We start from the raw sequence: 14,201 nt of genomic DNA on the forward strand, positions 1-14,201 counted from the left end.
AAATAATCAATAGAATTTCTAGTAAGTTGTTGAATATTACTTAAAAAACCATTCGGAGCACTAGGAACTCCATCCGGATTTGTTTCATTATACCAATCATAGGCACCAAAGGCGATCACTATAGCGTTCCCCTCGGAGCTTTCTGAAGGAAATTCTGCAATGGCTACACGACCATCTAACGTATTATCCCAATCTTCACTTGCAAGGTTGATTCCCCCTGTTTGCTCACGCCATCCTTCGCCATTTCCATATCCACCCCATTCAGGCAAAAACCACCAGGCGGTATGATTTAGTCTAAAAGTACCTTTTTCTAAAAATTTTGCTTTACCCTCTTCGAAGGTTTCCAGACCCTGAAAGATTGGATGTTCTGTTCTTGTTTTGAATGAAATTCCCCATGAGTTATTCTCATCAACAAATCCATTCGGCAGGAAATCACCAAATACATTATTTGGTCCTTTTCCGTCAGGCACCAGATCTAATGCTTCGACATACCTTGCTGCAAAAGTTGATAAAAGTATTCCACCACCATTACTATAATAAGTTTTTAATTTTTCTAAAACGATATTATCCAGTGCAATACCAGGTAATTCCATACTGGAATCATTATGCCACCAAATAACTGAATAATCCAGTTGTGCTCCATCTTTTATATCCTGAAAAGAAACATACTCTGCATTCCCATATGTTGAGAAAAACCAGTCAGAAGCTGCCTTTTCATCAGGATTGGTAATCTCAGATCTAGTAGCAGCAATTCCTAAAAATGCTGTTTTCGAACCATTATTTGGTGTACTAACATTAATCGTATAAGTTTCACTATTACCCTGTCCGGTTACAGTAAAGGTTACAGGTTCTGAAAAATCCATTGGGGATGTAAAATCCAGATCGGTAGACACGCCTTCAGTCAAACTAATTTCAGCTTGTAAATTTGATATGTCAAAATCCTCACCCTGAAGCGTTACAGAAATAGAATTTGTATTATCATTGATAGAACCCGGGCTTCCATTTACTGAAAAACTGGAAATTGGTTTATTTACTTTTGCTGAAACTGTATAATCCTTATAAAGATTTCCATTAACAACAGTATATGTTACGGGCTGTGCAAGACTTATTGCTTCGTTTAAGCCTGGATTTATAGTAGCTCCTTCGGGAAGGCTAATTTCAGGAATGATATTGTTCACTGATATTCCGTAAGGCAGTTGAAATACAATAGTTCCTGCATTTTGATCTATGGTGCCTTGAACTCCTTCGATATTAAAAGTCGTTACCTGTACAGGTTGATCAAGATTGAAATCTGAATTCCCATCATCCTCCTTATCACATGACATGAAGAAAAAGACACAACAAGACAATAGTCCAATAAAAAACCTGGAAATAGGCATTTTTGTAATACTCATGTTTCTCATTTTACGTTAGTTTTATTTTATTTTTTATTCCATATGGAATCCAACTTCCATACTTTAAGATGATCGATAGTTACTCCATTTTGTGAAGCACTAATAGATGCCTTATTTTGTGAAGGACCTGGATAGGTGAGTACACTAAAAACTTTTTCACCCTGAGCTGTAAAAATTTCTACGGAAGAGCGATCAACAAATATTTTAAGCTGGAGTTTACTATTATCGGCATTCACTGGCGCCCTCATTACGTCGCTAAATTTTTTCTGAAATTCTAAATTGTCAGAATTTGTCACGTTCGTTCGATCAACTGAAAAAAGTTGAGTCCTGGAATTGTAAGATACTATTAAAGACCTCCCATCACCCTTTTGTAATTCTACATATACTTCTCCTTCTTCTGGCAGATCTAGTGAAAGATCCATCTCATAAGAGTTTTCAAAACCAATAATCTGGTCAAGTTTCAATTCGTGGTCCAATTCAATATCCTTCAGTACAATAGAATCCGACCTAAGGGTTTTAAATTGTGGTGTAACTTCCTGAACTAGTCTAAAACCGTTCTCCTTTTCTCGAAGGTTTAGGTTTCTTGGTAAAGACTCAAAACCTTTACCCCAGGAACTTGGTACCATATTAGCATATTCCCAATTCCCCATCCAGCCTAACATCGTCTTATCTTTCAAACTTCCTTCGTAATCACGCCATGTTCTAGCCGCGTAGAAGTCGTTACCATAATCCAGCCATAAGCCATGTTCCAGATTTGTATCCCAAAGTTCATCAGCAACTAAAATATGATCTATCGCTATAGGCGATTCACTGTTCGCAAAAGTAACATAGGCCTGCTTTCCTAAGAATTCTGAAACGTCCCAGCCTTTCCAGCGGAAAATATTATCATTTTTTCCGGAAGCACTTCTAACAACTTTATCATTGATAATTAAATTAAAGGAGTTATCAGAATCGGTTCCACTAATTAAAAAATTGATGACCGGTTTTGATATTTCAAATGTTCTAGATTTCCAGTTTTTTGAACTTGTAGCAGTTACATAGTTCTCTCCTAAAAAACCTTTTCTCGCAATAGAATCAACTGCAAGTTCACTTTCTTCAAAATTTTGAATTAACTTTCCTGGAATTCCGATTCCTTTATTTAAATAGGCTGTGGTATTAGAATCTGCCTGAAAGCTCTTTCCATCAAAATCACCTACAAAATACTGTACCCTATTGGGTCCCCTACCTATTAAAAGAACCCATCGATATTCGCCTGGTTTTCCCTCAATTGGGACCTTAAAAATATCAGGACACTCCCAAAAGGAATTCTGAACCCCCAAACCTGAAAATTCACTTAAATAACGCCAGCTTTTTAGATCTCCCGAATCATAGAATTGCACCTTTTGTTCATCTGGTAATGAAACTGCCATGATCCATTTATTAGTTTCTTCATACCAAAATACCTGGGGATCTCTGAAGAATATTTTATTTATATCTAAAACTGGATTTTTATCGTAATAATCAAAGCGTAAACCATCATGGCTAATTGATATAGCCTGAGCTTCTGGCAAGGTATCTCCAGGATAATGTCTTGTATAGAAAGCGATCATGCTGTTTTTACCAAAACCTGCTTCATTCTTTTTATCCACCACTACCGATCCGGAAAAGTAACTGAAGTCACCTGGATCACCTTTCATAGGATCTTCCAGTTGTTCCCAGTGAACCAAATCTTTGGACACAGCATGTCCCCACCAAAAAAGATGATAAGTATCCTTATAGTATATTAATCCATCCGGATCCCCAATCCAGCCTTTAGATGGGCTGAAATGATATTGTGGCCTATATGGCTCATCATATTGCGCAATTCCTGAAAAGGAAAAACTTACCATAAATATTAATATGAAAGAATATCGTTCCATAAATTAATAATTAGGATTTTGGACATAACGGTCTTCACTCCAAAATATCTGATTTTGTGGTATTGGAAGATATTCATGTTTACCTGCCACAAAAGATGCTCCCTGAAGAAAATCTTTTCTCGACTGTTCAACACTCAGGTAGCTATTTAATACTGGTTCAGCTGCACCCCATCGAACCAGATCAAAAAAACGTTCACCCTCTAAAGCTAGTTCTATTCTTCTTTCGTATCTAACAGCTTTTCGAGCATATTCTTGCGACCAGCTTATATTTGTACCAGGCATATACTGAGAAACCTTATAATTTGCCAAAAGACTTCCATCAGCATTTACCAGTTTTTCGGTACTTTGAGAAGCTCTATCCCTCAATTCATTAATTAAAGGCAAGGCTTCATCTTGTCTGCCAAGTTCTATAAGAGCCTCTGCTTTATTAAGCATTACCTCTGCATACCTTAAGATTATCCTAGATTTTGAATTACCGTAGAATGGATCTACATTTTCATATTGATCAGACTGTACGTTTTCCTTCAGGGAATTGTAAAAGCCATATATCTCTGGTGTTCTACTCCAGCCCTCTTCAAAAATTAAAGCTGTTTCATATTTCCAGGGATTTCCAGGGTGGGCTATGGTATGATCTAAACGAGGATCAACATTATCTGTATCAAAATCGATATTTTCAGCATTAAAACTGTCCAGATAAGGAACTCCATTTTCATCCGTTTTATAAGCATTAGCCAAATTTTGCGAAGGCTTTTTAAAATCACAACAGCCAAGACCCTGAGGCACAGTTAGCATATCACCAAAATTTAACCGACCGTTAGCAGTACCATCACTAGTAGAAAACTGAACTGCAAATACAGATTCTGGTCCATTTTCATACGGGCCAGATAGAAAATTATTAGCGAAATCTGATTCTAGACTGTGATTAGAAGATAGCACCATATCTGCTGCTGCTATAGCCTTTTGCAACAATTCCTGATTGACGTTTATTACATCATATTGATCATTTTGTTCATAAGCTTGATATAGCCTCGCTTTAGATAAGTATGCAAATGCAGCTATCTGATCAGCACGACCAATTTGCGGCTGAACCATAGGTAGGTTTTCCGCAGCGAACTCAAAATCGGCAGCTATTTTTTCCCAAACCTCCTGGCTTGTTAGTTCTACATTACTTATTAGTTTATAATCTGCGGCTGGAACATTTTCATCGATATATGGAATTCGATTGAATAGCCTTTTTAATTCAAAATAAAAATGTCCTCTAATAAACCTAAGTTCTGCCTGTCGAGTTCTTAACTGAGGATATTCATCTTCTGTGAAATTCTGAAGAATTCGTAAACCTTCATTGGCTCTACGAACGCCTATATATAAATGGAACCATAATCCATCTATTTCCCACATATCTGGGCGTACATTGGTGAAAGTTTCCATAAAATGAAATCCTTGCCCATCACCTGGATCACGTCCACCTTTATATGCATCGTCGGCACGCATGTCACCATATTGCCATAGACTAAAAGGCCTGTTGATCTCATCGTTGCCTAACTGGGAGTAAGCTGCTATAACAAATTTCTCAGCATCTTCAGGCGTACTTATTTGCTCTTCATTTAAAACTCCTTTTGGATCGACATCCAGTACATCCTCACAAGAAGTACAGAAGAAAGAGCATAGCACCAAAATTGTAATATATCTTTTCATGTTTTTCAATTTTATTTTTAGAATTTCAAATTAAGACCGACTGTGATTATTAGTGGGTTTGGATATGCAAAACCAGGATTTTCAGGATCTATACCAGTAAAAGAATCACTTTTAGCCAAGAGTGCGAGATTATCACCTCCTCCATAGATTCGTAAGGTTTCGATATTAAGATCATCTATGATGCTATTATCGAAAGTGTATCCAATTTGAGCGTTTCGGAGCTTTAGGTAAGAGCCATTCTCAATAAAATAAGTGGAAAATCTAGATTCAAAATTTGAATCGGTCAATGAAACTGCTGGAATATCGGAATTAGGGTTTTCAGACGACCATGCATTTAACAACCTAGTTCCTTTATTAGACCCCGTTTCAGATACACTCCAAAAGTCGGTTGCATACTTAAAATCATTGATCACATCTACGCCTATCACTCCTTGTAATAGAAAGGACAAATCAAATTGACGGAAAGAGATATTGGCATTTAAGCCATATGTTAAGTCTGGATGTGGCACTCCAATCCAGGTACGATCGAAATCATTAATCACTCCATCATTATTTAAGTCCTCGTAACGAATTCGTCCTAACCCTTTACCCGGTTGATCGGCATGATTATTAACTTCTTCTTCGCTTCTAAAAAGTCCATCGGCGACATAGCCGAAGAAAGAATTAATAGGTCTTCCCAAAATATTCTGCCCTCGTCCATCTCCACCGTACGCATTAATCACCTCATTAGGCAGCTTAGTTATTTTATTACGATACTGGCTGATATTTCCATCGAGGTTAATGTATAATTCATCGGTTACATTTAACCTGGTACCAAGACTAATCTCGAAACCTCTGTTTTCCATGGATGCTCCATTGACCCATTGATTACCTCCCTCTCCTAAAACACCAATATATGGTGGAAGAAGAAGAATATCTTCAGTCTCTCGGATATAATATTCGGCACTACCATATAAAGTTTGGTCGAAAAGTTCAAAATCTAAACCAAAGTTGGTCATTGTACTTTCCTCCCACCTTAAATTAGGATTCGAATTTTGCACTAATTTATATCCAGATGGTAAAACTCCACTTCCTACTCCATTGATATCATAAGCTGTATTCGCGTAATCGGTTAGGTAAATATTATAAATTGCATTATTATCAATTTCCTGGTTACCAGTTACTCCCCAACCAAATCTAAATTTGAGATCGTCCACAAATGATAGATTATCTTTTAAGAATTTCTCTTCACTTACACGCCACCCCAGCGAAAAAGCAGGAAACAAACCGTATCTATTGTTCTGACCAAATCTTGAAGAACCGTCGTACCTCAAAGTACCAGAGGCCAGATAACGGTCTTTATAAGAGTAATTAAGCCTGGAAAAATAAGACATCAGAATATTCTCAGCTCCACTTCCTCCGTTATTCTTTTCGCCAGTTCCAGCATCTAGATACTGAAAATCTTCTCCTTCTATGACGAAATCCTCACGAGATGCATAAAATGTATTAAATCTTTCCTTATAAAGCTCTGTTCCCGCCAAAGCACCAAAGCTGTGATCTCCTAAGGTATAATCGTAATTTAACGTGTTCGTCCAGGTTGTTTTAAGGGTATGGCTTTGATTAGTTTGAAGCCTATTTACTGGATTGTTTAAGTAACCTGATTCATATCTTTTCCTGAAGTTTTTGGCGAAGTAATTACTATAATCAATCCCAATACTGGTACGGAGGTCAAGACCTTCTAGAAGATGTGCTTCAGCATAGAAGTTTCCAAAGATTCGTAAGAAGTCATAATCGTTATCCTTATTATCCTCTAACAATCTTACAGGATTCTGTCGATCATTCATACCTCCAACGGGTCCACCCCAGCCCATGCCGTCCACCGTTCTTACCGGAATAATAGGTAAGGCCTGGAGAGCCTCATTAATAGGAGAACCACCTACTTCATTTGTCGTTGTAATACTTAAATTCTCCCCTACACTTATTTTGCCATCAAAAATCTTATAGTCGGAATTGATTCTTGCAGAAAGTCGATTAAATTCTGTAGTCTTGATTATTCCCTCATTATTGTAATAACCTAAAGAGAAATAATAATTACCCTGATCATTTCCATTCGACATAGACATATCCACATTCTGAATAATCCCCATTCTTGTTATCTCATCAAACCAATCTGTATTAGAAGACCTCAAAGTACCTTCATTATCAAGATATTCCGGCACCATAACTTCATTAAGAAAAGGTCTACCAGCTTCTGAATTAACTCCCCAGTCAAAACGGTATTGGACACTATTCGAATTAGGATTGGTACCATTATTTATAAAAGCCTGCCATAAAACTTGACCATACTCTTCCGTATCCAACATTTCAGTTTTGGTGGTATAGTTAGATACAGAAGTGTATGCATCTATGTTTAAAGAAGCTTTACCAATTTTACCGTCTTTTGTAGTTACAATAATAACCCCATTTGCTGCACGTGAGCCATAAATACTTGCAGCTGAAGCATCTTTTAAGACCTGAATAGATTCGATATCTCTCGGATTGAGTTCATGCATTCCAGCCTTTGTAGGAACTCCGTCAATTATGTATAATGGGTCATTATTGTTAAGAGTACCTATCCCTCGAATTCTTACTGTAGTAGGAGAACTAGGTTCGCCATTGCCTGTAACTAGCATCCCGGGAACCCGACCTTGTAATGCTCTTATTGGATTTGCGGCAGTTTGCTTTTTCATCTCTTCGACATCTACCACAGACACCGCCCCTGTTATATCCTTTTTTCGTTCCTTTTGATAACCAGTCACCACGACCGCATCTAATTGTTCAGAATCTGATGATAATGCGATGTCTATACTAGTACGGCCGTCTATCGCTATTTCTTGACTAACAAATCCAAGGTAACTAAAGACTAGCGTAGCATCTGAATCAACATTGTTTAGAGAGTAATTCCCATCAAAATCTGTTGCAGTTCCTTTTGTTGAATTCTTAACCGACACTGATACTCCTGAAAGCGGAATATTGTCATCTACAGAAATTACATTTCCTGCTACATTAATTTGTTGCGCAGTTAGCCAAGCAGGCAAAATTAAAAGACTAAGTAATACCCTTATTTTCATATAATTTAGTTTAGTTCAAGTTGGTAAATATTAAGGTCCTCTATAGTGAAATTATCTTCAGAGGTTATAAGCTCTAGTTGAGTCATCGGTGAATTTGGAAAAAATATCTCTGTCATAACAGTTTCTCCTTCATCATAAAACAGTTCAATTGAAGTTTTATCAAGTAAAATTTCAACCTCTAATAAATCATCATCCGAAGTTCTGGGTGCTGTAGATATTTTTTCTGCGAATTTTTCGCTGAAATTTATTTTTCCTGATTTGCTGCGATCAATAAAGAATGTGTTATCGGCCGAATGAAATCCAAACACCAATGAATCTCCTTGATCGTTAGATAAGTTGAAAGTATACCTTTTATTACCCGAGATGGTAACCTTCAATTTTACACGTAATTTATCCATTTCGAACTTGGAATCATCTGCAAGTAACAGTGTATTTTCAGCAGATTTAATCTTACTTTCTTGCCGCTTCTGCTTAGATATTTTATCTATCTGATTTGCTGGTTCAGAAAATAGACGGTAGCTACTATCTTCCTTTTTTACTAAAGTAAGTTCACGTGGAAAGGTCATGGAGCTTCTCCACTTGGTTGTTGGAACTTTCTCTGCATATTGCCAGTTGGACATCCAGCCAATGAATAATTTGTGATCTTCTTTCATATTAGTATTAGCCCAGGTGACACCAGCATAGTTATCTTTTCCGAAATCCAACCAGTAAGTATGGTTAGCTTCAAGATTTTTTTGATCTGCTACAGGAGTGAAATTTTTACCATCAAAGTCTCCAACAAAATATTGTGTTCCTGAACCACCGTTATAGGCTCCTGGATTAAGGCTTTGAATGAGCACCCATTTCGTTTCGTTGCTATCTTTAACCTGAATCGGGAAAAAATCGGGACACTCCCATACACCTCCATGAGCCCCGATTTTATTTCCAAATTCAAAGGCTAATTCCCAATCAGTAAGGTTTTTTGAAGTATAAAAAAGTGATTTATCTTGGGCCGCTAAAACCATTATCCATTGCTCATTCAATTCATCCCATTGTATTTTAGGATCTCTGAAGTCTCGAATACCTGGATTTTTTATAACCGGATTTCCATCATATTTTTTCCAGGTTTGTCCTTGATCAAGACTATACGCAATTGCCTGTGATTGAAAAGTTGTGGATCCATTTTTTTCAGCTTCAGCATCATGATACGTAAACATTGCTATAATCGGAGTTTCTCCATCTTCCGCAAGTCCTGAAGTATTTTCCAAGTCTACAACTGCGCTCCCTGAAAAAATATAGCCTAGTTCATCAGGATATATTGCAATGGGTTTTTCATCCCAGTCAAGCAAATTTTCAGACGTAGCATGACCCCAATGCATAGGACCCCAAGTGTTTCCATCGGGGTAATGTTGAAAGAATAAATGATATTGACCCTCATAGAAAAACATTCCGTTAGGATCATTCATCCAATTTTGCTCGGGAGTGAAGTGAAAATTTGGTCGATAGAGCTCTTCCTCACCTAGCGAATTATTTAAATCACTTCCAGCGCTTTGTGTCTGGGACCAAGACATCATGAATTGTGAAAGCAAAAAGAGGCATAAAAATTTCTTCATTTGATTAATTGTTACTTTTGAGAATATTCAATTTAGTTTTATTCGAAAAGCTTAATTCTTCCCCCAGTTCCTCCAAACTTTTACCTTTAGTCTCTGGCATTAGAAATGCTACAAATAATAATTGAAGTAACATCATTAAAGCAAAAAACAAGAAAACATATCCTGCCCCAATGGCAGTGAATAGATAGGGAACAAAAGATGGGATTAAGGCTGCGAGAATCCAATGCACAGAACTACCGAATGACTGTCCTTCACCGCGTAAATGATTTGGAAATATTTCAGAAATAAAAACCCATATAACCGCTCCTTGACCCACTGCATGTGCTGCAATGAACAGGAATAAGAAAATGGGAACAGACATACCTTGCCAGTCAAGAAAAAAAGCAGCTGCAACCAGACCTAGCGAAATTATATATCCGATAGATCCAGCGTACATTAATTTTTTTCTACCTACACGATCAATTAAATAAATTCCAAGAAGCGTAAATATCAAATTAACTAAGCCTATTCCAATACTACTTAATAGAGAAGTATTCTCCTCCAGACCGGCCTCCTCAAAAATTCGAGGGGCATAATACAGAAAAGCATTGATACCAGACATCTGATTAAAAAATGCGATCAGAAAGGCTAACATCAAAGGTGTTTTATACTTTCCTATAAAGATATTTTCCGCCTTTTCAGTTTTTGGAGAATTGATTTCTAACATTAAAATTTCAGGATCCTTTTCTGGATAAATCAATTGTAATACTTCTTTAGCCTCGCGGGTTTTGGATCTCGAAATCAACCATCTCGGACTTTTAGGTATTCCTAAAGTAAATACTGTATAAAGTATTGCAGGTATTGCCTCGACTCCAAGCATCCATCTCCAGGCGTTCTCACCTACACCACTTAGAAAATAATTTGACATAAAGGCCGCCAGAATCCCGAATACTATATTAAATTGATATAAACCCACAAGTTTCCCTCGATCCTTAGCAGGTGCTATTTCAGATATGTATGCAGGTGCTGCAATAGTAGAGGCTCCAACTCCCAAACCTCCTATAAATCTGAAAAATGAGAATACAAGAGGTTCATTTGCAAGTGCAGAACCAAAAGCTGATATAGTATATAAAAGCCCTATAGCTATAAGAGTATTCTTCCTTCCGAATTTTTTGGTGGGTATACCTCCTAATAGAGCTCCCACAACAGTACCCCACAATGCCATAGCCATGACGACCGTGCCGTGGAAAACATCAGAAGAATCCCATAATGTTTGAAGGGTTTGGTCTGCGCCAGAAATAACTACGGTATCAAATCCAAAAAGAAAACCAGCTAAAGCTGCAGTAATTGACCAAATCCATATTTTTTTCATAATCACAAAAATTAATTCTGTGACTAAAGTATTCTTAAAAAAGCTGCACGTATATTTTTAATGTTTCAAAATGTTACGAAATTGTTAATATGTTTAATAGGAGGCAATAAACGCAGCAATAGTAAAGGTTAAGCAAAGATTTTAAAATGCAGCGAAACCGTTGTAGTTTAGAAAATGTAACTTGGAAATTAAATAATGTTACACATATAAACACCCGATTCTTATAGTGAATTCTCAAATCTTATTTTTTTTAACTGAAGTAACGTTCACCAACTAGGTTTGGGAAGTCTTTCTGTAAGTGACTGGAGAGATATCATACTTATTTTTAAAGGATGTACTGAAGTAGCTTGGTGAAGAAAAACCACATCTATAAGCTATTTCAGAAACGGTCATTGAAGATGTATTAAGTAAAGCCTTGGCTTTCTCTAATTTATAATTTGTTATATAATCGCTGACACTAAGCCCAATAATTGATTTCACTTTTCTATACAATTGAACTCTAGAAATAGAAAGTTCTTTGGCCAGGGTTTCAACAGTAAACTCTGAATTATCAAGATTTTGCTTAATCAATTCATTAAATTTGCTAAGAAACTGCTGCTCAGGTGTTCCGAACTCTTGGGATTCTTCAATCTTATAAATATTGTTAGTATAATAATACCTCAGTTTTTCCCTGTTAAAAAGAAGTGATTTCAAGGATTGTAAAAGAATATTAAAGCTAAAAGGTTTTGTTAGGTATAAATCAGTTCCAGAGCGCAACCCTTCTAAATAAGAGTCTTTATCACCCAAGGCCGTTAATATAATTGTAGGGATATGAGAAGTTCTTAAATCGTTCTTCAATTCTTTACAAATATCGAAACCGCTAATTCCAGATAAATTAACATCACATATAACTATATCTGGTATAAACTGGAAGGCTTGATCAATAGCATCCTCTCCATTCGACACATAAACCACAAACTCCTTTTCAAGCTTATTTTTTAAAAACTTTGAAAGATCTGGATTATCTTCAATTATTAAAATTGAATATTGCTCTTCATCCGAATTTTTATGATTACTAACTGAAACACTATCATCATCGAGAGCTTCAGATGAAAAATCGACAAAAGTGTTATCAACCATTTGAGGTTCTACTACGATTTGATCTTCATTAAAATGTGCTTTCCCCTTGAAAAGTGTGATGATAAATTCAGTGCCATTTTTTGATCTCACTTCTATTTTTCCCAAATGTAATTCAATGAATTGTTTGGTAAGATTAAGCCCGATCCCAGAACTATTTTTACGATTGGTGGAGCCCCTAAAAAAAGCATCAAAAACATTTTGAATCTCATTTTCAGGAATTCCAATTCCAGAGTCCTTAAATAAGATTTGAACTTCGTTCGATTCTTTCTTGTCGATAATTTCAATCTTAATATTTCCATTTTTAGGAGTAAATTTAAAGGCATTTGAAAGAAGGTTGAAGTATGCCTTATCCATCAAACTGCGATCTATAAATAATTCCAGTTTTTCGTTATTGGAGTTGAAAATTAATTCAATATTTCTTTTCCTTGCCTCCCTTTGAAAATCATTTAGAATGTACCTGGAGAAATCTGTGATATTTGTTCTAGATACCCTTAAGTTAAAATTTCTATTCTCAACTCTTCTAAAATCGAGTAAGTTACTGATAAGCCTTAATAGACGATTAGAGTTATTATGTATTAATTCTATCTCAGCCATCAGTTTCGTTCCTTTCAACTTTGAACTTTCTGCCAGCGATTCTATGGAACTTTGAATTAAGGTGATAGGAGTTTTAAATTCATGTGAAAGTCCAGTAAAAAAGTTCATCTTTGCCTCGTTGCTAACCTTCACCTCCTGGGCAATTTCTTCAATTTTGTTTCGTTGTTGAATTACTTTTCTATTAGTTAACTGAAGTTGTCGATTTTTCTTTCTAATAGCAAAAATACTATAGATACTATAAATTGCGAGACTTAGGATCACCGCAAGTAGGACCATAGTGATCTTTAATAAATTGTTCTGAGCATAATATAGCTCTTGCTGCTTTCCGATGGCTAAAATTTGATCTTCAATTTCCTTTTGTTGTAATTGAATTTTATCAAACTGGTTCTTCATAATATCTACATTAAACCTATCGATAACAATAGTTTTAAGGATATTATCTTTTTTATAGCTTCTACCATTTAAAATTTCCCAAGCCAGATCTATGGACTCCGCCCCTCCTGTTGGATAATAAATTGTTGCATTCAATATTCCATTTTGGACCATATTGATTCCTCCATCTGGTACACTTAATCCATCTACCCCAATAAACTTTATTTGACTGGCTAATCCCTTATCCCGTGCAATTCTCCATGCTTGTGACGCCAACTCATCATTAAACGCATATACAAAGTCAATATCTTTTCCTACCGAATCTAATGCTTTAGAAAATTGTGCACCAGATACTCCTTTAAATGATTCTACAACCGTAATTCGATCTTCTTGATCCACTATTTCATAAAACCCTTTGCTTCTCTCTCTGGTTGGTGTAGAATTATCTTCACCTTTGATTTCTATAACCTTCAAAAATCCGTTTTCATTCGAGGCTATATAATTACCTGCATTATGGCCCACTTCAAGATTATCTGCACCAATAAAAGCAGTGTAAGCCTCAGTTTCAACCTTTCTATCTATCAAAATAACAGGTATACCTGCTTCAAAGGCATTTTCAACAACTGGGGCAATGGACTCAGGATCTAACGGAGATACTATAATTAAATCCATTTCCGCATCTATCATACTCTGAATATCATCTATTTGCTTTTGCCCATCTCCTTTAGCCTCTTTTATATCCAGTTTAATTTGCGGATTTAAAGAAGCTTTAATGGCCATACTTTCGTTCATAGATGTTCTCCATGGATGATTACTCAAACATTGAGAAAAGCCAATATTTTTTATTTCGTCCTCCTTACTTAATTTACAAGAACACTGAAGAACAAAAAGTATGGTAAGTAATAAAATTGAACGGAGTTTCTGAATCTTCAAAACTATATTTCTTTTGTACAATAGTATGAAAAAGTTTTCTATGCTGTAATTGACTTTTAAGAGAGATCCAATGAGAAGCTAGGTGGGGGCCGTACATTTAGCGGTACAACTACAAATAAAAAATCCGCAGAATGCTTATAATTAGCTATCTACGGATTTTACTT

At 36.2% G+C, this 14,201-nt stretch carries 7 protein-coding genes; all 7 read right to left on the reverse strand.

The window, feature by feature from the left end; all coding sequences use genetic code 11:
• The coding region (locus ACNKXS_RS00630) for a DUF4960 domain-containing protein (protein ID WP_417919193.1) at positions 1 to 1,394 on the reverse strand (1,394 nt) is incomplete at its 3' end.
• Positions 1,395 to 1,420: 26 nt separating this feature from the next.
• Positions 1,421 to 3,292, reverse strand: coding sequence for a glycoside hydrolase family 32 protein (locus ACNKXS_RS00635; RefSeq protein WP_417919194.1), 1,872 nt, complete (start codon positions 3,290 to 3,292; stop codon positions 1,421 to 1,423).
• A 3-nt stretch (positions 3,293 to 3,295) separates the two neighbouring features.
• Positions 3,296 to 4,987 (reverse strand): RagB/SusD family nutrient uptake outer membrane protein, encoded by a 1,692-nt coding sequence (locus tag ACNKXS_RS00640; protein ID WP_417919195.1) that lies wholly within the window; start codon positions 4,985 to 4,987, stop codon positions 3,296 to 3,298.
• Positions 4,988 to 5,004: 17 nt separating this feature from the next.
• Complete coding sequence (locus tag ACNKXS_RS00645) at positions 5,005 to 8,076, reverse strand: SusC/RagA family TonB-linked outer membrane protein (RefSeq protein WP_417919196.1); 3,072 nt, start codon at positions 8,074 to 8,076, stop codon at positions 5,005 to 5,007.
• Positions 8,077 to 8,081: 5 nt separating this feature from the next.
• Positions 8,082 to 9,668: a glycoside hydrolase family 32 protein gene (locus ACNKXS_RS00650; protein WP_417919197.1), complete on the reverse strand. Its 1,587-nt coding sequence runs from the start codon at positions 9,666 to 9,668 to the stop codon at positions 8,082 to 8,084.
• A 4-nt stretch (positions 9,669 to 9,672) separates the two neighbouring features.
• The gene (locus ACNKXS_RS00655) at positions 9,673 to 11,019 is read right to left on the reverse strand and encodes a sugar porter family MFS transporter (RefSeq protein WP_417919198.1); all 1,347 of its coding nucleotides are present in this window, start codon (positions 11,017 to 11,019) and stop codon (positions 9,673 to 9,675) included.
• Between the two features lie 273 nt (positions 11,020 to 11,292).
• Complete coding sequence (locus tag ACNKXS_RS00660) at positions 11,293 to 14,058, reverse strand: substrate-binding domain-containing protein (protein ID WP_417919199.1); 2,766 nt, start codon at positions 14,056 to 14,058, stop codon at positions 11,293 to 11,295.
• Positions 14,059 to 14,201: the final 143 nt, after the last annotated feature.

The organism is Christiangramia marina (assembly GCF_048285865.1).
GTDB lineage: Bacteria > Bacteroidota > Bacteroidia > Flavobacteriales > Flavobacteriaceae > Christiangramia > Christiangramia marina.

Excerpts from the sequence above, each read along its gene's own strand:
- ACNKXS_RS00635 (WP_417919194.1), bottom strand. The coding sequence starts at position 3,292 with ATGGAACGATATTCTTTCATATTAATATTTATGGTAAGTTTTTCCTTT.
- ACNKXS_RS00640 (WP_417919195.1), bottom strand. The coding sequence starts at position 4,987 with ATGAAAAGATATATTACAATTTTGGTGCTATGCTCTTTCTTCTGTACT.
- ACNKXS_RS00645 (WP_417919196.1), bottom strand. The coding sequence starts at position 8,076 with ATGAAAATAAGGGTATTACTTAGTCTTTTAATTTTGCCTGCTTGGCTA.
- ACNKXS_RS00650 (WP_417919197.1), bottom strand. The coding sequence starts at position 9,668 with ATGAAGAAATTTTTATGCCTCTTTTTGCTTTCACAATTCATGATGTCT.
- ACNKXS_RS00655 (WP_417919198.1), bottom strand. The coding sequence starts at position 11,019 with ATGAAAAAAATATGGATTTGGTCAATTACTGCAGCTTTAGCTGGTTTT.